The organism is Dictyobacter vulcani, from assembly GCF_008974265.1.
In the GTDB taxonomy this organism is placed as follows: Bacteria; Chloroflexota; Ktedonobacteria; order Ktedonobacterales; family Ktedonobacteraceae; genus Dictyobacter; species Dictyobacter vulcani.
In genome coordinates this window covers 228,600-251,144 of record NZ_BKZW01000002.1, presented here as the reverse complement: position 1 = coordinate 251,144, position 22,545 = coordinate 228,600, and the positions used below count along the sequence as shown (strand labels likewise).

At 48.1% G+C, this 22,545-nt stretch carries 21 protein-coding genes; 8 read left to right on the top strand and 13 right to left on the bottom strand.

Annotated features, from left to right (window positions below; translation table 11 throughout):
* Positions 1–578: 578 nt before the first annotated feature.
* The 8 genes from KDW_RS19120 to KDW_RS19080 all read right to left on the bottom strand — a co-directional run bounded on the left by KDW_RS19120 (position 579) and on the right by KDW_RS19080 (position 11,106).
* Entirely contained in the window at positions 579–953 is a 375-nt protein-coding gene (locus tag KDW_RS19120) for a hypothetical protein (protein ID WP_162005395.1), read from the bottom strand.
* Between the two features lie 387 nt (positions 954–1,340).
* On the bottom strand, positions 1,341–2,615 hold the full coding sequence (locus tag KDW_RS19110) for a MarR family transcriptional regulator (protein WP_151757578.1): 1,275 nt from the start codon (positions 2,613–2,615) through the stop codon (positions 1,341–1,343).
* Between the two features lie 3 nt (positions 2,616–2,618).
* Positions 2,619–5,444, bottom strand: coding sequence for a helicase HerA domain-containing protein (locus KDW_RS19105; RefSeq protein ID WP_151757577.1), 2,826 nt, complete (start codon positions 5,442–5,444; stop codon positions 2,619–2,621).
* Positions 5,441–8,209: a VirB4 family type IV secretion system protein gene (locus tag KDW_RS19100; RefSeq protein ID WP_151757576.1), complete on the bottom strand. Its 2,769-nt coding sequence runs from the start codon at positions 8,207–8,209 to the stop codon at positions 5,441–5,443. The genes KDW_RS19105 and KDW_RS19100 overlap by 4 nt, the downstream gene beginning before the upstream one ends.
* Complete coding sequence (locus tag KDW_RS19095; RefSeq protein ID WP_151757575.1) at positions 8,200–8,622, bottom strand: hypothetical protein; 423 nt, start codon at positions 8,620–8,622, stop codon at positions 8,200–8,202. Before KDW_RS19095 ends, KDW_RS19100 begins: the two co-directional genes overlap by 10 nt.
* A gap of 15 nt (positions 8,623–8,637) precedes the next feature.
* Complete coding sequence (locus KDW_RS19090; RefSeq protein ID WP_151757574.1) at positions 8,638–8,931, bottom strand: hypothetical protein; 294 nt, start codon at positions 8,929–8,931, stop codon at positions 8,638–8,640.
* Between the two features lie 39 nt (positions 8,932–8,970).
* A complete protein-coding gene (locus KDW_RS19085; protein ID WP_151757573.1) occupies positions 8,971–9,696 on the bottom strand; it encodes a CHAP domain-containing protein in 726 nt (241 codons plus the stop codon).
* Positions 9,697–9,711: 15 nt separating this feature from the next.
* Positions 9,712–11,106: a TrbL/VirB6 family protein gene (locus KDW_RS19080; protein ID WP_151757572.1), complete on the bottom strand. Its 1,395-nt coding sequence runs from the start codon at positions 11,104–11,106 to the stop codon at positions 9,712–9,714.
* A 237-nt stretch (positions 11,107–11,343) separates the two neighbouring features.
* Here KDW_RS19080 and KDW_RS19075 point away from each other — a divergent pair, with 237 nt between their 5' ends.
* The gene (locus KDW_RS19075) at positions 11,344–11,994 is read left to right on the top strand and encodes a dual OB domain-containing protein (protein WP_151757571.1); all 651 of its coding nucleotides are present in this window, start codon (positions 11,344–11,346) and stop codon (positions 11,992–11,994) included.
* Between the two features lie 162 nt (positions 11,995–12,156).
* On the opposite strand, the gene KDW_RS19070 is transcribed toward KDW_RS19075, so the two are convergent.
* The 3 genes from KDW_RS19070 to KDW_RS19060 form a co-directional block, all read right to left on the bottom strand.
* Positions 12,157–13,413: a DNA recombination protein RmuC gene (locus KDW_RS19070; RefSeq protein ID WP_233097811.1), complete on the bottom strand. Its 1,257-nt coding sequence runs from the start codon at positions 13,411–13,413 to the stop codon at positions 12,157–12,159.
* Positions 13,414–13,572: 159 nt separating this feature from the next.
* Complete coding sequence (locus KDW_RS19065) at positions 13,573–14,127, bottom strand: MazG nucleotide pyrophosphohydrolase domain-containing protein (RefSeq protein WP_151757569.1); 555 nt, start codon at positions 14,125–14,127, stop codon at positions 13,573–13,575.
* A gap of 249 nt (positions 14,128–14,376) precedes the next feature.
* Complete coding sequence (locus KDW_RS19060) at positions 14,377–15,252, bottom strand: DUF4037 domain-containing protein (protein WP_151757568.1); 876 nt, start codon at positions 15,250–15,252, stop codon at positions 14,377–14,379.
* Positions 15,253–15,580: 328 nt separating this feature from the next.
* On the opposite strand from KDW_RS19060, the gene KDW_RS19055 reads away from it, so the two are divergent.
* From KDW_RS19055 to KDW_RS19035, 5 genes are all read left to right on the top strand, one after another.
* Entirely contained in the window at positions 15,581–16,495 is a 915-nt protein-coding gene (locus KDW_RS19055; protein ID WP_151757567.1) for a DUF3592 domain-containing protein, read from the top strand.
* A gap of 73 nt (positions 16,496–16,568) precedes the next feature.
* Positions 16,569–17,252 (top strand): DUF1963 domain-containing protein, encoded by a 684-nt coding sequence (locus KDW_RS19050; protein WP_151757566.1) that lies wholly within the window; start codon positions 16,569–16,571, stop codon positions 17,250–17,252.
* 223 nt (positions 17,253–17,475) lie between these two features.
* Positions 17,476–18,429, top strand: coding sequence for a DUF1152 domain-containing protein (locus tag KDW_RS19045; protein ID WP_151757565.1), 954 nt, complete (start codon positions 17,476–17,478; stop codon positions 18,427–18,429).
* A gap of 90 nt (positions 18,430–18,519) precedes the next feature.
* On the top strand, positions 18,520–19,458 hold the full coding sequence (locus tag KDW_RS19040; RefSeq protein ID WP_151757564.1) for an LLM class F420-dependent oxidoreductase: 939 nt from the start codon (positions 18,520–18,522) through the stop codon (positions 19,456–19,458).
* Positions 19,459–19,596: 138 nt separating this feature from the next.
* Entirely contained in the window at positions 19,597–20,307 is a 711-nt protein-coding gene (locus tag KDW_RS19035) for a PIG-L deacetylase family protein (RefSeq protein WP_162005393.1), read from the top strand.
* A gap of 70 nt (positions 20,308–20,377) precedes the next feature.
* Here KDW_RS19035 and KDW_RS19030 read toward each other — a convergent pair whose 3' ends face one another.
* Both KDW_RS19030 and KDW_RS19025 read right to left on the bottom strand, forming a co-directional pair.
* The gene (locus tag KDW_RS19030; protein WP_151757562.1) at positions 20,378–21,019 is read right to left on the bottom strand and encodes a hypothetical protein; all 642 of its coding nucleotides are present in this window, start codon (positions 21,017–21,019) and stop codon (positions 20,378–20,380) included.
* A gap of 43 nt (positions 21,020–21,062) precedes the next feature.
* The gene (locus KDW_RS19025; protein WP_151757561.1) at positions 21,063–21,656 is read right to left on the bottom strand and encodes a helix-turn-helix transcriptional regulator; all 594 of its coding nucleotides are present in this window, start codon (positions 21,654–21,656) and stop codon (positions 21,063–21,065) included.
* Positions 21,657–21,868: 212 nt separating this feature from the next.
* On the opposite strand from KDW_RS19025, the gene KDW_RS19020 reads away from it, so the two are divergent.
* Both KDW_RS19020 and KDW_RS31860 read left to right on the top strand, forming a co-directional pair.
* Positions 21,869–22,075 carry a hypothetical protein gene (locus tag KDW_RS19020; protein WP_151757560.1) on the top strand — a complete coding sequence of 69 codons (207 nt, stop codon included), beginning with the start codon at positions 21,869–21,871 and terminating at the stop codon, positions 22,073–22,075.
* A gap of 314 nt (positions 22,076–22,389) precedes the next feature.
* Positions 22,390–22,536, top strand: coding sequence for a hypothetical protein (locus KDW_RS31860; protein ID WP_162005392.1), 147 nt, complete (start codon positions 22,390–22,392; stop codon positions 22,534–22,536).
* The last annotated feature ends 9 nt before the right edge of the window (positions 22,537–22,545 follow it).

Below are 22,545 nucleotides of genomic sequence, written 5' to 3'. Positions count from 1 at the left end.
CTTAACTTCTACAATAGAAGCAAGGCGAGGGAACCACATGGGCAAAACTTGCTGCAAATAAGGATCGACGAAATTGCCGCGTAGATTAAGCAAAACAGGATAATTGGCAGTCATATAAATAAGCTTCTTTCATCCCATAAGGGGTGTATGCCTTTGTAGAGCTATTCTAACATATTAGGGGTTTATCCACAATTAGAATAGGAATCTAGCCCAAAAGGCCTTCCGGACGTTATCTCGACCTCCTTTTCAGAAAAAACCCTTTCAGAAAAACCACAATGTAGACGACATATCTTAAACTTACTTTAGACATATGTCATTAAAAAATCATCTAGAAAAGGACAATAAGTAGAAGAGGCATAATGTAAATCATTTTGCTTTGTGGACGAACATTGGATAATGAAATAGGAGCACAGCGATTAAAAGATATATATCCAGCAAAGTAAAAGGAGCTCACCTATCGTTGCTAGTCGTTTCAGACTTCTAAACACCAACCTGTTGAATTATCCAATGTTCGTCCACAAAGCAACCAGGGCGATACATACCATCCAAGGGCAGGCAGGAAAAGCCGTAGCCTGTGTTTACAAGTTGCTCGTCATCCCATTCCGCTTGAGTTGTACCAGTGCTTCTCCCATCACATCCTCACCAACAATGTAGGCAGGAATCAACGTATGGGCAATACGTTGCTCAACGCTGTTCTCATCACTATTGGAATCTGAGACCATATGCTCACGCAGATTGAAAGCGGTATCCGGTGCATACAAGCGTAACGCTTCAGGTAAGAAAGAGGCCACAAGATTGCTACAGAAGCAAGCGGCGTTGATCTGCAAACGTTCGACAACTTCTTGCATCTCCCGAGAAATCAACGAATTTTGTCCCTGCTGCCGTCCAACTTTTTTCTCCAGTTCCTGCAAGACATCCCGTATTACCGCATTGATGGGCGAGACAACCTGCAACTAACGTTTCTCCAACGCTCGCAGAAAGGTTTGCAGGTTTCTCATTCTCCTCCGTAAGTTTCTCCAGCCTCCACTTACAATCAAACATGTCTATAGCTACTTGGGTGTAACGATCACGCGCTAAACGAAGCTCCTCTAGAAATTTTTTTTCATCATGCAACTCTCTGGACTGAACCCCTTTGACCAGACTGGAAACAAACACTTTGGCCTGGATATCTTCAATCTTTATTGCATCCTCACCGCCGACCTGCGGTACAACATGTGTGCGGGTTAGTAGGTAAGTAGCCTGTTGATCATTCAAAGTTGACTGCGGCAACCACCAAAATTCCGCCTGCACCCGCAGCCCCAATCGCGCGATTGGCATACACGCCGTCTGAGAAATCTGCCTCAAGCTGTAGTAAACCGTTGGCCGCGGTTGGTTAAACAGAAAAAGGTGCCTCGCTGTATCTTGCGGGCAGTCACACATCTCCATTGGATAAGCTCGGTGAGGGAACGCCTCGCTGTTGGCTCATCTATATATAACAGAGAGGCGATATCTTTGCGCGAGAGTTGGGGGTGGTGGTAGAGCATGATAAGAAGGTCCAGGTGGCGACGATATAGACGCAATCCCAGGAGTGCGATTATTTCTTTCTCTGGAATTTTTCTCTCTTTGTCAGGGGTAAGTTGTGCGGCTCGTTGCATGAAATGACCTTGGATGATAGCTTTTGGCTGGCTGCTATCATCCGCTACTGGGCAATAGGGAAGCCTTATTTTCGTCCCGGGCGTTTTTTCGTAGAGTGATACTGAAGATCGTTGAGAAGATACAGCAGTCAATTCTGGAAATGCTGATAAAGGTTCATCATAAGCGCAGGTGGTCACGAATATGTCAAGTTGCGTATCTGGATAGGCGGAAAGAGTTTCATTGATGGTTTCAATCCAGGGTGTTTGATTCTGGATTGATGGTGTCACGATGATCATTGAGGGAAATGGTTGTCCTGGATAATGTTGTGCAAATGCTTTTTGGAAGTGGAGTAGCGATTGGATTCTTTGTTGGATGATAGATTTGCTGTGCCTGGCAGCGTAGCCAGGATCAAGCACATAGAAGAGATGAAAATATGTGTCTGATCTGGCAAAAGTGAGCACAGCATCAGCTACTGGTATCTTTGCGTGAGGCATATGAGTAAAGGGATCGTGATATTCATGCAGCCATTTCCAGGATGTATGTATATGGGACGGTGTGGATGTTTCCCAGTATTCAATAGTGCGGTTTATTATTTGTTGCAAGGCACACTCGGATTGCAGACGTGGTAGCCATGTTAAGAGATCGCTATCGCGCTGCTTCCAGCGTATCGCGACTTCATGTGGCAATGCACCTGATTGACGAGCTATAGTATGGATCCCTGTCGGAGAAAGATGGTAGAAGGATGTCGCTTTGGTGCGATGGCATTGGTAGGCAATAGCTTCGACCAGGCCTTGCTCTATCGCTTGTTGTACACGACGATAAGCTGAGGAAGGATGCCATTGCAGGGCGAGTGCTATGTCTTCACAATCTTGAAAAGGATGCTGGAGTAACCAGTACAATAGCCGTTGTTGAGGACCGGCATCGCTATCGATTTCTTCGGCATAGAATATTTTTTTATAATGCTGCGCCTCTGTAGCATTAAGTCTGGTTGCTGTAGACATAGATTATATTCTTCCTTCTTGCTGCTTGGCCGAGTGTGCTTTCTCGCGCTTCTCCTCACTTTTGCGCCCGCGGTAGCCATGGTGTTGTCGGGCGAGAGAGGCTGATGGCTTTTCATCCTTGAGTTGTGGAGAAGTAGGTTGACCCGCATCTTCATCCCAGGGAGGCATGAGCATCAGTGAGGCTGCCATTGCATTGCGTAACTGTTCATCAACGAGTGGCGCTGAAACGGTATAGTGATTCTGGCTGGCCTGACGTATTTGCTCGGCGTGCTGCTGATCACCACGTAGCGGAGGAGAAAGCTTCATCGAGAAGGTTGGTTGCCGATGTTGCTGATAGAGGAGCTTGACATAACACATGTAGGTATCAAGATTCACAATATCATCGGCCTCCACACCAAGCTCGGCGTGGATCTCTTTTGCATCGCTGGCAGACATGTGAAAGACGATGTATTGTTTGACGTTGGCCAGGACGACATGCAGAAGTGAAGCATCTATGTCAGCCAGATATTCCAGGGATTGCGTGGCCAGGTAGAAGGCAGCACCATATTTGCGTAGTTCGGCCATTGCTGCCCAGTCGACACCTTTGAGGACCTGGAATTCATCAATGAGGATGCCAAGATGCTTGCGTTGTTGCTCGACCAGGTTGCCTTGTTCTTCCAGGGTGATCTGTAAGAGACCCAGGAGGGTCGCACCGAGCAGCCGTGCGACGTCTTCACCGACGACGCCCTTCGCAAGCTTGACCAGGACAATCTTTTCCTGCTGGATACAGTCGGTAAAATTGACGGTGGAGAGCGATTGTCCCACGATGCGGCGAGCCAGTTGACTCTCGAATTTTGCGACTTTGGAGAGGACTGGATCACTACGTTCGCGCTGCATAAGCGGGTTCAAGGGATTGTAGTAGAGGTTCCACCAGCGTAAGATAAAGGGATCCTCGATCTGGCAGAGAAGCGCCTGGCAAAAGTGCTCATTGGTCAGCACCATCATCACGTCCAATAAGGTATATTGGCGCTGTGGTTCTCCTTGTGCTACCAGGACTCGATTGGCTTCAAATAAGGTCCGGAGTGCATATTCAAAGGCATTTTCCATGCGCGATCCCCAGGATGAGGCCCAGATATGCGCCAGCGTTTTCAAGAGATCAGAAATGGCCTTATCACGTCCACGGCCCAGACTGGCATCCAGGGGATTAAAGCCAATGACATGCGCTTCATCGGAAAGATCGAGCAAGACCACATCATCGCTACGCCGTTCTGGCACCAACGCAAGAATATGTTCGACCAGATCGCCATGCGGATCAATGACGACTAAGCCTCCTTGCTGCATGGCTTCACAGGCCAGGTACTCCAGACAGGTACTCTTGCCTTCGCCTGACTTACCGCCGATAAACAGATGGGTTGCCAGGGCTTCATGGGGAATCATTACCGGCACGTGATGGCCAGCATGCTGGGCTATGCCAATAGGCGCTCCTCGTGGGAAACGCTGCGCCAATGGCAAGGGAAGTGGAAGGGTACGCATTGATGTGTGCTCGAAAAAGGCAAGGTTGGAGAGCAACTGAGCCACGGGCAGATGCCAGAGGGACGCCAGCGTATCGACGCTCATGATATGGCGCGAAGAGGGAAGGCCACTCCACCATCCTTCTGCTGTCCCCAAAGAACCGTGATAGCCCTGGACAGAGCGCACAGCCCGGCGCGATGAAAGTCGCTTCGGTACAAAATAGTTCCCAGAGGCCAGATGATATTGGCGATAGGCAGCAATCAATCGTGCCAGCAAGTACTGATCTTTTCGCCGCTGAGAGAAGAACGAAAACAAGGGAGCAAACAGCCTTGATCGAGAAAGATGACGCTTTGTCTCCACACAGTGCACATCACGGATAACATAGAGGCGAAAGCGCACTCGATAGGCCATTTGCGAGGTCTTATGACCAACAAGTGCCTGATCATATAACGGGGCCTTTCGAGCATGCCTGCGAAGCTGATCTATTCCTATAAAGAGGAGACAGAGAACACCCAGCAGCAGAAACAGAGGAAGTGGCAATCCTCCAGGCAGAGATGCTTGACCGTGGTGAGGGGTCATCATTCCTTGCAGAAACTCGGTCGCTTGTGTGAGCAACGAGGCTGGCAGCAAGGTTTGCCATTGTCGATAACTGATGATCAAGAGCAGGAGAGCCACACCCAACAAAAGCAGAGGAAAACCTGGCGCCTGTTCACCAGCCTGACGTTGCCGGGCGATCTGCGTCTGTCGTTCTTGCTGGCGCTCGGGCTCCAGGGCATGTTCCAGGGCTTTGCGTTGATCACGCCGGGACCAGTCCAGTGGAGCAGGAATGAGTGCCAATTGGGAGATCACGCGCACCCCATCCGGCAGTTGATCGAGCGCGCCCAGGACCCCCACAAGGGGATCCTGGGCGCTGGCAGAAACAACACTGGTCTCCTCCCAGGAACGCAACGGCAGGTATGAAGCCGCCCCAGCCTTCAACTCAACGGCTGAAACTGTCTCACCCGGATACAGGACAAAAGGATCATCGGTGGCTGCCATCCTGCGAAAATCGGCTTGTGGATACCGCGCTCGCAACTGGGTGACTGCATGATCCAGGCCTTCCTGGGACTTGGCGCGGATCAATAGACGACGCTGCGTGGCGATACCGGTGAGTTCAAGCGCGATCGGAGCATGCTTATCCAGCACCAGACTATGCATAGCCGATGTGAGGCTGATGCCTGCCATCTCATGCTCTCGAGCGGAAGGAATCACGCACACAACATAGCGGTTATCCTGGAACGAAAAACCGGAGACCCCTGAATTTACGTCACGCTTTTGTTTGGGATCCATCATCATCATTGAACCTCTTCTCGAGGCAACGGGTCCAATGCGGCTGAAGCAGTGTGTTCTTCATCCTCCTGTTGCCTCCCAAGGACGCGATCGAAGGCCAGAAGTTTCTGCACAATATGCTCAACGTGAGCATACGTGGGATCCTGCTTCCAACGAGCAATCTCGCGTGGATCTGTGGTCGCCAGGATGTGCTCAAGCTCGCTGGTCTCAAAACGCACATGCAGGCGCTTCTCGCTGGTCGTCAGCAAGGCTTCTCCGATACTGAGCCGACGCAGCAATTGGATCTCACGATCCGACAGTTTGAACATCGAACCTACGAGATCTAAGGAAGTAGCATCTTGCCGCATCAGCACATGGGTCGCACAGTTGGCCGGGATCGCACTGTCACGGAAGATCACGGGATGCTGCGAGATAATGGTCACTCCCAGGTAGTGTTTGCGAGCCCGGCGCACCAGATCCTCGAGAAAGAGCGCGCCACTTTCAAACTGATAGAGGGTTGCCGCCTCATCGACGATCAACTGTCTGGGAATCGAGGACTGGAACGACTGCGTCCAGACAAAATTGGAGACCAGGAACAACCCGATCGGGCGGAGTTCACTCTCCATATCATGGATATCAAAGACGATCACCGCGCTATCAAGGGCGATATTAGATGGGCCTGAAAAGAGGCCAGCCAGCGAACCATGGACATAGCGACGCAGACGCTGGGTCAGGCTGGTAGGATCAGGACCACAGATGCCGCTCTCCAGCACATCATACAGATCACGCATCAAGGGCGCCGGACGATCATGGGTCTTGCTCTCCGTGGTAATGCCGACCTTCCGATAACATTCATACAGGCCGCGATCCAGTAAGCCTTTCTCATTGGCGGTCAGTTTCCCAACGTGATCAGGAGCCCGATCAGCCAGCATAATTTCCAACAACGAATGTAACTTCTGCACATGATCCGCCAACCGATCCCCGTGGTCGGCTTCGTGTCTGGCCGGTCGATCTGTCGCTCGACGAGGAAGATCAAAGGGATTAATATGGTGGGTCGATCCCGGGGCCAGGCGAATGACCTGACCGCCGAGCGCCGCGGTCAAACGACCATATTCACGTTCCGGATCAATAATAATGACTTGAAAGGCCTGGGAAGGAGTCTTTCCTCCTTTTGGTTGCAATGGATTAGAGGCATACTTCAGGGCCATACGCATAATTGACGCTTTGACCTGATGTGACTTGCCCCAGCCGGGAGGACCAAGAATAATACGATTGGCGTTGGCCATCTCCGCACTCCAGGCATCCAAAATGACCGGATCTCCCTGCGGCGTAATCCCTTCGAGAATACCCTCGGGATGAAATAATGAGTTGGATAAAAACGGAAACATGGTCGACGCACTACGGCTATCCAGCAGGATACCTCGCCTCAATTGATTGCGGGCATAGGGCAGGCACGAACGGAAGGCTTGTTCTTGCTCAAAGAGCGCACTGCGGACCTTGAGCAGCATATTCTGCAACACCGATTGCACGCGTTCAGTGCGTTCCTGTACCTCTCGACGGCTCGCTCCACGCAGCAGGACCAGCATCGAGACATCCAACATTCGTTCTTCACCGCTCGCCAGTCGATCAATCAAATCATCCACATCCGACTCGGCAATCTTCAAATCAGGGTCCACCTCATTGCCCTTGCGGTGGGCGATCATGCGCGAGGACTGATACTCCATTTGCCGTCGGCGGAACTGCTGGACCATCAATGAGGAGTTCAGCGGCTGGACATGAAAGCTCACCTCCATCGGCTCATCGAGTTCGGCCAGCGGCCGGAGCCAACCAGGGGCAACCATACGTGGCAAATGCGACACGACCAGCGTGCGCCCATACTCCTCCTCAATCTTGACGACATCTGGCGACACGATGACCGCCGCAGGAGCGATCAAATCAGCCAGTTGGGAGAAACGAGCAACCTGCGAAGCGTCCGGAACACTCTCTGGAGGAACGTCGTTCTTCTTCCGATCACGACCAGATAATTGAACCATGTTCGAGCGTGGTTGCACGACCACGGGACGTTCAAGGCCAGCCACCAATTCTGGCTGCAGTGGATAGATGGCCGCGCGTTTCGGCAGCAGGCATGAGTAATACAGTGGAGCCAACTCCTGCTCACCGGCAAGACGGCGGACGCTGACATGCATATTGGCAAGCACACGCAGAATGTCACTGACGCGGACATCCAATTCCTGGCGTGCGCGCGCTAATGACATGGCCGCATGCTGCTGGTGCTGGCGTTTGCCATGTGGCAATACCCTCTGCCATGGTGATGAGACGTGAGCAGGCGTGTGCTGGACACGCACCACGAGATAGATTTTACGGTCCAGCAACGTGCGCTGAGAGGCCAGTTGTTCCAGAAAACGGCGATGCGAATCCATGAGTGGTTCCCAGATACCATGTTCAAGCGCTGCACCCTCCCCCGAAAACTGAGCCAGGTAGGCCGAGAGATTCAAGGGCAAGACACGCCACAAGATTTGCACTGGATAGGACAGCGCACTCAAAAACGCCTGATAGAGATCATTGATGAGGCGCTGCTCCTCCTCACTCTTCAAATCATAGCTGATCCCCTCGATCTGCAAGACGGTCGCATACTCATAGCAGCCTGGCGTAGATGTGGCCAGCGCCAGCACATCATCGTGGATCGTCCGGACATCCACGAACCGCTCCTGGACGCTTCCTTTCTTCGGCGTGCGCATCAAGGCGGCTTCACGCCGCTCAACCTGTGTCGGCGGCGGCGATTTCGTTAGAGCCATGCAGTCATCTCCTCTTCTTCTTCTTGGGTGGATGTAGACAGATCCGCTGTTGATGTCGTCCTTTCAGCCAGAGCAATCGGCCGCCACAACGAGACGGGCGGTTTTCGACGATAGCGGAGGAACAGGGCCGCCCATTCTTCCACATAGCAACCTCCAAACTTCAGGGTCGCGATGATAAAGGTCGCCACGGCCAGGAACACGGGGAAGAGCAGCCGCAACACCTGACCGACCAGACCAAAGGCATGCAATCCCTCCAGGTGGTTCCAGAGATTAAACGCGGTACTCCAGCCCAACAAAAAGATCAGCCCCTGGCGGATCGTCACATGAAAGGTAATCCCAAATAACGGAAGTGCTATTTTATCCGGCACATTTAAGTGCGTCGGAATCTGATAACGCGCTGATGGTGTTGACATAAAGACCTCCTCTCTTTATTTTTGAAACAACCGTGCCAGGGTTGGCCCGAAATTGACCGCGACCGCGACGAGAATGCCACCGGCAACGGCAGCACCAATCGCACGTTTCGCATGGACGCCATTTTGCGCATCACCAATGGAGGTCATGTATAAATAGCCAGCAATCACCAGCACAAAAATAAGGACATCACCCAGATAGCCAGCCAGGAGATTCGCCACACCGCTGATCGCCGATCCAATATCAGCCACCACGAAGCCATGGAGTGAAGCGAGAGAAAGCAAAGAAGCCAGAACGTGTGAAGATAACATAGAATAGATCCTTTCGATAGCTATAAGAAAAAAACAAAATTACGCGCCTTGATGGCGGATATAGCCCAACACCTGATAGCCAGGCCAGGTCTCAAGCGTCCCATCCTGGTGCAGCGACATGGTGTACCAGTTGCCAGAATTTTGCAGGTGGGCGGCATCCCAGCGGTTTCCCTGCCCATTCCCTTGCGCGACGGTGACAGAACCAGCATGCCCAGAGGTTGGTTTCTCAACAGCCATGACAATGGCAATATGCCCAAAGTGTCCCCCCTGCCAGATCACCATATCGCCGGGCTGCGGATAACCATTCGTCGTCGCGATGCGCACCCATCCAGGTTGATGCGCATAGTTAGGCCAAAACGTGATCGCGTCGCCCACATACGGGAGGCGCATCCCACCCAAATAAAAAGCTCCGGTGACAAATTCGACACATTGCAGATTCCCGCTGACCGCCACATCACAAATCACGCCATTGAAACCACATGAGTCCACCCAAAATTGATACACCGATTGCATAATCGGATCATGAGAGATACTGTATTCATTGGACATCAATCCATAGACTCGCTCCTCTTCCAATACCTGCGCAGAGGTCGCAATCTGCGTACCACTCGCGGATGCTCCGGTGATGACACTGCCGCCTCCAGCAGGACCGCCCGAGTCCGTCACAACGGCGTCAAAAGACGCCAGTAAGACCACAACAAAGAGCACAACCACGCACAGACCACCAACCACCACCGATGTCGCCAGGCCCAAGAAGCGAAGCATATCTATTCTCGCTTTCTAGGCCTTTTGCAAGATGGCTTGTTCCGCCACCGCTTGCGCAGTCCGTCCGATATCGCGATGCGCCTCACCGACACTGGCTCGGAGCACATTGGACAACAACATTCCAGGTAGTTTAAACGCGACATACAACGTCGCAATGCCGACCAGAATCGAGATCACGCTATAGGTGGCATGCCCAAAACTGGTGATCAGCACCGTGCCTAAACCAATACAAACCGTCTGGAAAAATTGCAGCAGTAATGTCGATACAAACGCCTGCACCCAGAGGCGACCCCAGGCCAGCGTATGGGGTAAGGCAAAACACACCAGCCCAAGCGGAGCCACCACGATCAGAAAATCCAGCAAGCCAATGCGTACCAGCATCTGGATGCACAACAGCACAGACATCACGACATCAATCAAATAGGTGAAAATCTCATATTCAGGCGCAGTCGCCCAGTTGATGATCCCCAGAGGCAGAGAGAGATTCCCCACGCCAGCCGTTGCCAGCGCTCCAAGAAAGCCAGTACATAAGGCATTCTGGACCTCAATAAACTGCGTGATAAAAAAGAGACTGCCAGTGCCCGCAATACCCGCAAACAAAAGGCGAGGAGCCAGTTCGCGCAGCAGATGCGGCTGACCCAGCACGGTATGATAGCCACCGATGACCAGCACCAGCACTAAGATACTATCCATCACCCCAACCATCCAGGCATGAAGGTGAGCCACAACAGGTTGATGATAGGTCAATCCATCGGGCGTAAAAAAGAGAAAGCCAAACGTCTTAGCCCAGGTCAAAACGTCCTGAAAAAAATCATTCAAACCATGAGCAAACGAGGAAAAGAGTCCATTCAGGATATCCTGGACCCAGTTGGTCCCCACATCACCAGACGGCACCGTTGAAGGCGAGACATTGGTATCCGTAGAATGGGACTGCACATAGCGCGTGTAGATGCCCATCCAACCAATCGTGCATAACTCACCTTTCACCGGATCATAACTGACATCACCCGCCTTCTGTACTGGCTGCTGCTGTGGCGTCGGCAGTTTTTTTAACGCCGTGACTCCTGGCACATCCTTGATCGAAAAGCCAAACATCTGGAACACCGTTGGCGGGGAGCCACACACTTTTTGATTGACGATTGGTGCATCGCTCTGCACACTCTGTACTCCACCATACCCACGAACAGGCTGAGAGAGAGAAGATACAGCAAAAGCAGGAAGCAACCAGATGCCAACGAGTAAACTACTCACAAAGAGCAGACTCGTGATGGCGAGAGGCCATCGACGAGACGATGGCCTGCAACGATTTCCAGAAAACACTGACAGCAAAAAGACAGGATCAGCAAGAATTCGAAAGACAAAGAAATACATATGCTGAACAAGTCGATAGGGAGTTTGGAGTTTGATCACATTACAGGGTCCTTTCCACATAGTTACAAGTCACACTGTCTATGCATAAGCATAAGTTGGAAAGGCTGATAAAGATGGGAACCGTTGTGAAGTTTTCAAGGCAGGAGAAATATCTAAAGATGGCTATTTTCCATACATACACATATCACAATACAATATACTGATACGTCCCTTAGCATTGTATAATAGTATATACAAGCATATAAGAAAAAAATCACATCAAAAAAGGTGATACATATGAAAGTATGGATAGTCTCAAAGATGCTGATACATAATAGGGTGTGGATACATGGTCTCACTGAAGAAAATAAACATGTGAGGCTCCTCACAAATAAAGGACAGTATCCTTCATCAGGAACAAAATTCGAAGTTGGCCAACTTTGGGATCTGATATTTCATCCGGCTACGACAATCACACCTCCTCATACAGAGGATGTTCTTGTCACTCATTGGAAGTTTTTGGGGCAAGAAGATCATTTATTGGATGTATTAACCTCACGTGTCAAAATCTGGCATACCCTTGATGAGCTCTTTGATGGAGCATTAAGTACCTATATTGATCATCACAAAATGTATCTTTCTGAAAAACAACCTCTGCCCATCAGTATGGGATATTGGCTCACAGATGCGATATTACTCAAATGGCACAGTAACAGTCGCAATGAGTATCCCTGTTATAGATACCATAATGAAAAAGAAAGAATCATAGATTATACAGGCTTCGGGTACACAAATTTTGTTCAGCAATTTTCACCAATTCCCAAAAACACGCTCGTGCACGTTTCATTAGGCAAATGGTGGACTCCTCATAATACCTTTGCCACTCATGACAGTTCAAAAGTTGGGAAGAGATGTTACCTACAAATTTCAGATTGGTACATGCAATAACATGCATCCTAATGTATATTCATTGATGATCTCTCGAAGATATCATCCAATAGCCAGGAAACCCAAATCATCACATAAAGAGGAGCAGCGCTATTCCACTGGCCCTCCTTTTTTCCAAAAACACATCTCGGACTGAATATTTTAGAATACTTACACGTGCCCTTACTCCGAGAAACTCAATGCAAAGACATCTTTAAATTTCTCAAATGAACGAGTGATTTTTGTCTGCAAGGTGACATTGTCGCTTTCTTCTCCTATTTCTTCCCCGTCTACTAAAGATTTCACATTGGTTCGAATTGCTTTGAGCCCAAACGCCTTTTCCTTAAACGTAAATGTGCCGTCAAAGCTGCCCATATCTTTGATAAGCGGAAGGATAGTGGTTTCATAACTGGTAGCAACACGATTAAATTCATTGGTGACATCATTCACGGCTCGTCGCAATTGTTGCCATTGACGCAACCAGGTTTCGAGCTCTTTATGAAGTTCTTTACTTTGATCTACAATATGCTGCACATTTTGAGCACGGGATTCCTGGCTCCAACCATGGGCAATGGCTTTTAAGAGGGCGATCAGCGTTATTGGTGATGCCAGTAACACATTTTTTTGGGTTGAAACATCCAGGAGGGTGAGATCATATTCGAGAGCAGCCCGGAACATCGCTTCATTGGGCACAAAGAGGATGATGAGAGCAAGCGAGGACTCAAGTTCTTTCCAGTATTCCTTTCTGGCAAGATCATTCATCGTTCTTCTAACAGATTGTGCATACTCTTGAAGTTTTACAGCTCGTATTTTCTCATCCTCACACTTCATGGCATCAAGGTAGGACTGGCTTGGAGCTTTTGCATCTACCGCAATCGAGCGATTATTGTGCATGTGAATCACAAGATCTGGAACCTGGCCACCTGGCAATCGAGGATGGAGATCAAAATCACAATGCTGGATCATACCTGAGAGCTCAACAACTTGCCGCAGTTCCCGCTCTCCCCATGTTCCCTGTTGATAATTCGTCCGAAGTGCACGACTCAGTTGAGTTGTTTCTTTCTGCCAATCAACCATGAGTGCTTGCGAACTACTTTGGAGTGTTTTTACTTCGTGCATTAAGGCTTGTGATGTTGTTTGTACAATTTTCAAATCCTGGATAAACATCTGCGTTTCCCGTTGAGTTGCAGTAACCGTTGCCTGTGTCGAAGCTTGAGCAACCTGGATTTGATGGATATCTTCCTGCGTCGATTTTTGAAGGTGTTGGATACCTTCCTGCGTCGTACTATGAGAAGCATGTAATTGTAGGATATTGCTCTGCATGGCATTTAAGCGCCTCAGAACAAGAAAAAAACCACCCATACCAATAAGAAGAAACACAACAAAAGCACCTGACGTCACCATCTCCAACATACTCAACTTCATTCTCCCTAAAAACATCAATTTCTCCTCCACACCAAAAATTTTCACCTAATACTTTATACAAGAAATGTATTTGCATGAATAAAATATATCATAGAGTTAGTAAAATATGCTAATTTAAGAGAAAGGAGAGTATCAAAGGTTCATGTAGAAAAGATATTCTATAGTAACCTTCTCTTATACAGGAGGGGAAATAAAACCAAGTTCTGCCATACGCTGATAACTATGTTCAAAGGCACACTGCACATCATCTTCCAAGTGATAAAAACATGTGATCACTGCAACGGTAAGAAGGAGCGACGTGAGCGTCTGCGCAAATTTCACGTGGTCAAGCTCACCATATTTCTCTTTCTTTCTCCCCATCCCTTCGGCATGATTGACATGCTTCGTTGTTTTTCCAAGCCACTCACATAAAGCAGAGATAGAGTAAAAAGGGCTGGATGATGGCATCTGCTCTTGAACGTTAGTTGCCTGAGCATAAAGCTGTTCAAACGTGAGGTCGACATTGAGATGATAGTAGCGAGCAATCGTCAACGTCGCTCGGATCACATCCTCAATCTCTTTGGCAAAATGGAACCGACTCGCGATACCATGAATCTCAGCCATATTAACCTGCTCGGCCAACTCGCCACATTCCTCAGCCAGACGTGAGATAAGTTGAAACGGCGTATTGCCATCAGGAAAACGCCGATTAAAGGCATCGACTAACTGCCATATATGCTCAAATGTCATACAAGTGAGTACCCCCCATTGATAAACCTACACGATTGGTTTGCCAATATAGCAAAGATGCTAGCTCCTTCCATTCTAACTCACACAAAACGTTCATAATTCCCAGGATCCCGAAAGGATGTTTGGCCGTAGTATTTTAATCATAATGCGATAAAGCACAATGGCTTCCTATGTGCCTCTACAAAATGGAAATTTGTATTGATTCCTCCAAGCAAACGCTGATCCATTGAGGTGATTGGGGTTCTGTTGTCACTGTTCTTTTATGAACTCTTTTGGGGCTTGTTCCCACTCCCGTGGGTGCCGCTCGAAAACTGCCCTGGCTTGCACGGTACTCACCTCTGGCATATGCAGGTCAATGAGGCTAAATGTCTCTTCAATCAGCGCATGAAGCAATCGGGTTCCTGCCACTGGCTCACTGTTCCACACCTCTTTGAAGCGAAGGGACAGGGATGGAGGAGCGAAAGACAACGCTTCGATACGTCGATCTATCCACTTGAACCCAGGATGATACAGATGATTAAGGCCAAAGAGCAAGGTCAAGATGCGTTTCTGAGCAAAACTGTAGGATTCATAGAGGGGCAAGATATCCTGACGTGCTGCAAAGACCTCACGCTCCCGGGCAGGATTGAAGCCAAGGTTGGCACGAATCACCGCGTGAGCCAGCTCGTCCGGGTACGTCTTCGCCTTGTCTTGCCATTGTGTCAGTAATGATTCTCCAGCGAGGGGAAGAGCATGAACAATAGCCGAAATCACATATTGTTTGAGGAAAGTAGGATCGTGGTGTTCAAGAACATCAACCAGGATACGTTCCATACTCTCAATGGTCATATGGCCCACATCGACCTCTACCCCATCAATGGTGTAGAGATCTGACCAGACCTGTTTGTCAGGGTGATACGGCCATACCTCTTTGAGTACACCTCCAGCACGTTCAATGATGGCTCTGCGTTCCTCTTCGGTAGGGGCCTCTATCCAGAAGACGCCAAGCTCAATATCGGAGTAACGATCAGCCCATCCTCGTGCGACAGAACCTCCGATTTCCACGAGCAGTGCCTTGGAGTTCTCACTGTAAAATGGGGCCATCTTTTGAGCCAGGTCATAACGCCAGCGGCTTGCTTCGTTCATATCTTTGCTTACCTTTCTGCTGGATTGGATCTATCGAGAGCATCTCTGTCCCTTGACAACCATACGTCGGCAGTCACCGTACGCGATCGCCATGTCAATACCTCATCTCGGCTGTGTGAGCCAGCTTTCACACCCCTAAGTCACCAGGCGTTCCATTTGCATTACCAGGAATAATTCAACAAATCATTCTCATATAGGGTTAGCTAAAACGAGCATCCCCAAATTCTTTTAAGCTCAAGTATTGTGGCGCTCTTTGCTTTTACTATCGAAGCATTTTAGCGTCTTCTATGATAGCAAGAATATAAATCAAGGAAGATAAACATACTGTATGAGTGTAAAGTATTGTCTCCGTTGCGCTTCTCCATTTTCATCTCCCGAGGAACTATGCCAAAAGTGCCTGTTGAAAAAAAACAGTGAACGCAAGTGGCGGTATATTCTGGGTATTTGGCTTCCGGGAACGTTGTTTGTAACGCTGTTATTTATGGGTGCGAATGTGCTGGCACGCCATTACATCTATGCCAGCTATCAACCTGCCCAATGTACCATTAAAGACAAACAAATTATATCCGAGGTTGTTGATAGCGATATGTGGTATAAGCCATCTCTGACCTACAATGTTACTCGCTCCAATGGAGATCAAGAGACGGTCACAGGCTATAAAGGGCCTACAAGTGATGGATGGGAAGATCGCTATTCAACTCCCGAGATTCCTCAAAATTACATACTTCAAAACTACACCATTGGCCAGACGTATCCCTGCTGGTATACTCCTTTCAAGTCGCCTCACGCAGTGCTTGTGTTGGAAAATTATTCATCAGGTATGATGAGTTTCTCTTTCTGGATGACACTGCTCATTGGTCCACCGCTAGGAATGGTGTTATGTATGTTTTTTAGTGGCATAAAACTTTTTTTCCTATTATCAAAAAGAGGTATAGACACGCAGGGAAAGGTGATTGATATTGAACAGCTTATCATTGGTACAAAATCGCATACAATGACAACCACGGAATTTACAACACAGACAGATCCTCCCGTCAGTTATCAAACCACAGGCAATGGAAGGTTCATCAGACCCCAGGTAGGTGATGTAGTAAATGTGGTCTATGATCCTAAAAATCCGAGTGGCAATGCTTTGGTTGGCCACCACCGAACACCAATGATTTTTGCGCTTCTCTTCAGCATATCGGGATTCGTTCTCCTGGCTCTTATCATGCTTCTGATGTCTGTGCTCTGGCCACTTTAATCGTGCCATAACTCGAATAGCAACTCATCTAAAATTTACTAGCTCATTCAGCAGTATTTCTCGGAGAAAAACTATGAGACCCAAATATTCACTTATATTCCATGAGGCTCAGCAGCCAGTAACGCAACTCATCACAAAATTTGGAGGACAACCCACATGGCTCACAATCCCTCAATGGCCACTGAGCCGCGCAACTGGGATTCCCATGCGCTTTATTGGTCAGATAGCTTTAGGCCCAGAAATATTCGGCCACATAGCAGGTCGAATGGCTTATCTCTTCCTCACAGACGACGAAGAAATATTTGTCGATAATACCTTTGATCCTGAGGGCGGAGAAAATGCGGTCATCATTCAACCAGGCATATGTGAGATACCTACCCAACCACTGGCCACAGGCCCAACCCTGTACAAAATGGTGAACGCACCTTCTGGTATGACATTAATACCTGTTTCTTGCGAATTTACTGTTGCAGTATCTCCTGGTGAAGATCCGGATGTGATTGTTGAAGATGAACATGCCCATGCAACTGATGAGGCCTGGAAAGCATTTACTGCCCAAGGGGAGGAAATCAAGATTGGCGGAACGCCTGCATTTGTCCAGGGCCCGGAGTTTCCAGAAGGAACCAACTGGCAACTCCTCCTCCAATTAGATTCAGCTAACCTGCCTTTCTATGTCAACTTTGGGGATGCCGGAGTTGGGTATGCCTTTCTTTCTGAAGATGGCACACGCGGTAAATTCCTCTGGCAGGGTCTCTAGTATTCGCCAATTGAGCGAGAAACGGCTTATCTCTCGACAAGATATCCTGAAGATTCTTTAGCGATGGCAGTCTACTAGAACTGCTATGACCAAAGGACTCACATGTATTGAAGAGGAATAAATACAACAGGTATCACTTTCTTCAGATTAATTGTTTGATCTCTATGCTTACCTATAATATAATGCCAAAATAGACGTGTAAGGAAATATGAAGGAGAGAAAAATGCAATGTCTAACACTCCCCTTTTTTAGTGAAATTGAACAATCTCAATCCATACTTCTCGCTGGTGCGGGAGGAGGATTTGATATCTTCAGTGGCCTCCCGCTCTACTTTGGTCTACGCAACCTGGGGAAACAAGTCCATCTGGCAAATTTATCTTTTTCTCCCCTCTTCTCATCCGCCGGTCGTTGGCTGAGTCCTGCTCTGATGGAAGTGACGGCTGATACACCAGGGCCTGGTCGCTATTTCCCAGAAAAATATCTTGCGCAGTGGTTTATAACACAGGGAGAGCAGGTACCTATTTACTGCTTTGATCGGACGGGCGTTCAACCACTTCTGGTTGCCTATCAGACACTCATAGACTTGTTACACATCGACACGATCATTTTAATCGATGGTGGAACAGACAGTCTCATGCGAGGGGACGAACCTGGTCTGGGAACACCAGAGGAGGATATCGCCAGTCTAGCCGCAGTCCACCAGATCAAGCTCGACACAAAATTATTGCTTTGCCTGGGCTTTGGTATTGATACGTTTCATGGGATCTGTCACGCCCACTTTCTGGAGGCCGTTTCTGACCTGAACCGCCATAATGGATTTCTGGGAACCTGGAGCCTGACAAAGGAGATGCCAGAAGTTCAACGCTATCGAGAGGCAACAGAAGCAGTTCTTCATGCCATGCCTTCTCATCCCAGCATTGTTTCAACCTCGATTCTTTCTGCTGTTGCAGGTCTCTTTGGCGATGTGCAGGCAAACCAGCGAACAGTGAACAGCAAACTCTTCATTAACGCTTTGATGACCCTCTACTGGTGCTTTCGTGTAGACCCCGTCGCCCAGAGACTTCTCTATCTGAATGACATTCTCCATACGCAAACGTCTCGTGATATCACCTCCGCTATTGAGCATTTCCGTGCCAGACTCCCACGAAGGAAAGAGTGGGTAGATCTGCCTATGTAGAGGTAATGCCAGGAAAATCACAAAAACCGGCAAGCCCAAACAGCAACGCAAATGCCAAAATAGATATATTGAGAGAAAAAGGAAACTGTATTGAAAATCGGAATTATGCTTCCGCAAGAGTGGGAGAAAGGCCAGAGTGATCCTGTAGAGGCATATGAGCACATGACAGAGGTCGCTCAGGAGGCGGAAGCGCTTGGATTCGATGGCGTTTGGCTCTTCGATCATTTCTATTCAACCACGTCACCAGAACTTGCGAGCAAAAGTATTTTCGAGTGCTGGATGAGTACAGCAGCACTTGCTCGCGATACGAGCCGGATCCGTATTGGGCAATTAGTCACCTGTAACAGTTTTCGCCATCCTGCGCTCCTGGCAAAAATGGCTAGCACCGTCGATGTCCTCAGTCATGGCAGGCTCACGGTCGGTATTGGTGCTGGTTGGTATGAACGAGAATATACTGCGCATGGCTATGAATTTCCTGATATCCCGACACGTTTGCGTCAACTGGGTGAAACCGCTCAAGTCCTCAAAGCGATGTGGACTGAACAAGAAACTTTTTTTGCTGGAAAATATATCCAGATAGCCGGGGCCATCAATCAACCAAAGGGAGTGCAACAACCACATATACCTCTGATGATTGCAGGAAAAGGCGAACGTGTTACGCTGAAATTGGTCGCGCGCTATGGAGATGCCTGCAATTTTACGCATCCTACGCCAGAAGAAATGCAGCACAAATTTGCACTGATACGCCAATATTGTGGAGAAATTGGACGCGATCCAGCAGAAATTCGTCGCACCATCTATGTGAATGGATGTGTTGGAGAGACAGACCCCGAAGCCATCACCAAAGCTCAGAACGTCTCACAGAAATTTTCCATTGATGCCATACGAACACGAGGATTACTAGGATCCCCTGCTACTATTCGCCAACGCCTGCACGATATCGAGCAGTTGGGCGTGCAGGAAGTAATCGTTTCTCTGTCTGATGTTGATCTACCATCACTTCGTCTTCTAGCGCAAAGCTTTCATTGATCGATCTGTAATATGGATGTCTCTCTACTGCTTTCTCCGTTGAGCTTAAATATACATTTTCCTGGTGCTATACTATAGCAAGCGTACCTGTATATTTTTATGGCACAGAAGCTTTATCAAGAAAAAGGGGTCACACGCATGGCTGGACAAGAAACGGCATTACTTCCACCTGGAGGACAACGGATACTCTTTATCCAAGCACACCCTGATGATGCTGATCATCTTTGTGGTGGTACTGTGGCAAGATTAGCTGAAGAGGGCCGCAATATACACTACTTATTCGTGACACGTGGTGATAAAGGAAGTGATGACCCGGAAATGACATCGGAAAGATTAGCGGTCATCCGTGAAGAAGAGCAGCGGGCAGCAGCACAGGTACTAGGAGTGCAAGAAGTCACTTTTTTTGATGGCTATTTTGATGGTGAAGTGGTCGCAGACCTGGAACTACGAAAAAAACTCACGTTTTTTATTCGTCAATGGAAACCAGATACGGTATTTACGTTCGATCCCTGGAGGAGAAATGAGGTCCACCCAGATCATCGAGCCATAGGTATCTGTACCGTAGATGCGCTGAATGCATCCAGAGGGCGGATGTATTATCCAGAGCAGTTGAAAGAAAATGTGACCATTCATAGCGTAAAGCACATCTATTATTTTTCAACCGACAAAGCTAATCATTGGGTTGATATTAGTTCTGTATTGGATAAAAAATCTGCGGCACTCAAATGCCATGCCAGTCAGATGGGTCAGAAAGATCCTGATACCTGGGTTCGTCGCAGAGGAATGATCGCGGGAGTAGAACATAGATATGCTTTTGCTGAAGCATTCCATCATTATAAGATTGGGTAGCGCACACCACATGGGGCTATTATACACAATGTGAATCCTTCTGGGCAGTAGTCATGCGATGGTGACGTGCTCAGTAGATACCAAGCTCCACTCCTAAATTACAGACATGGGGATTGTGAGGAGCTACTTTGTGGAGCATGCTATAAATCCTGCGAATCTCACTGACCCCACGTTGTGAGTGGGCGGCTTTGGCACACTGTAGCGCATGTTTAGCGGTTCTACTACTCTCTTCAAATTCACCTTCGATCAGGTGCAATCTGGCTTCCGTCACAGCGATATTCAGCTCTTTTTTGGGAGTACCAAATCCAAATTGGCTCCTTGCTGTTGTTAACGCGCTCTGGGCATCCTTAATGGAAGATGCATGAGCCTTTTTATGTCCCATATCTCGTATCTGACTCACCAGTTCATCATCATTAGTATGAAACAAGGCAAATCGTGTTTGCGTTTTCGCTCGCTCATGATGAACAGCATACAAGTCGAACAATAAAAATGATCCATCTGGCTCTACTTTCCCTTTATAAAGGAAGTTTAAGGCCTTATCTTGCCATTTGCGGCACTGCGTTTTTAATTTTTCATCGCTCTCTGCATAGATTGAATAGACTTCTGCTGCCAGCAGGTAAACACTCCCTTTCAATGGTCCACGTGCATTTTCCGTATGCTTGAGCGCAGCGCTGACATCATCTTTCGCCAGGCGAGCATTATTCTGGATCATATGAACTCGTGCCCGGCGATACAAGGCAGATCCTAAAAGCTCTTCATCGCCCAAAGAGAAAGCAATATCGAGAGCTTTCGTCGCATAGTGTACCGCGAGAGCATCTTCTTTTCGATGTTGTGAATGTTGAGTGCTGATAAAAACGACTCAAAAGATCTTTCCAGACATCTTTTTCTATCTCTGGCGCAACTTTTACCAGGGCTTCAAGTTCTTCCTGATGTTTGTGAAAGCGATAGGCTCCTTCAGGGGATACGCCTTTTCCAGAAGTATCATGAGCAAACGTAAGAATATCTTCATACAAGGCATAAGCATTTTCTTGTAAAAGTGCTTCTACATTGCTAAGCATTCGTGCATATTCCGTCTGATTATCGTCAACAATACTATGCCAGGTTAAACCTAACAATGTAGGAGGTGTAATCTTGAGAACTTTACACAGAAAAATGCGTCTATCCATATCCGCTAAATACCTTTGATTTTCCCAATATCCAACTGTCTGCTTATCTACACCACAAACAATAGCAAAAGCTTCCTGAGTCTCCCAGCCCCGATGCCTTCTGAAACTCGCTATTACCTCACCCATGTGTGGAAGTCCATATAACCCTGGTGAATAACTCTCATAATGAGTCAATCTGCTCATAGAGTTTTCCTTCCTGTGCACGCACGCGCTTTGAAATATTTTACTTCTTTAGAGCATCTATAGCAAGGGCTTTATTTTACTACCGCATTACTTTTTATGGTGATAAAACTTCCTAGATATATGAGAAGCTTTATATGAATAAACATCCATAGCAATGTACTATTGAATACGAGGTGAGACCAATAGAGCTTCTATAGCAAAGGAGATACGGTATGAGTGAAACGGCAAGGGTGAAAGAGCTCATTGACTTAGAAATTGAGGCTTCCCATAGGGCTCTCTATGGTCTGGCAGTCATGGCGAGCCATGAAGCCATTACTGCACGCATGGAACGGATGGCAGAACATCTACACGTTCTGGATCAAGCTGGCAAAGAAGAAGAGTTAAAAGCCCTCCTCATGTGCGACAAACTATGGATATAAGCGGCGCAAGCCATTCATGTTGGCTCGATCACAACAAAACAGAGCATCAACAACACACATACAGGGATGTTCATCAATGTGATAAGCAAGATTGCCACACTGTAGACCCGGGTATATGGGATGTAATTTTACCACTCATATGTCCTGGCCTGCGGGGTAGCAGTGAAAGGCATGAGGCACCCTGACAGGTTGTTACTTGGTAAACATCCTCTGTAAAATCTGGCCATGCATCTCTAGTCGGAGGTGTCTACCGTGTTTTGCGATTATCCAAAGAAGTGTAATGACTATCAGATCAAGAAAAGGAGAAGTATTCTATGATCCTTCCATTCAGTTTTCAATATGCTCAGGAGGCACACATTCATCCAACACTCGGTGAAACCGTCGGTGCTGAAACTGAGTCTCAGACCAGTTCCGATGGGATTGTCAAAACGGATAGTGAACAAGATAGTGACGAAGGGTAACGGCACCGT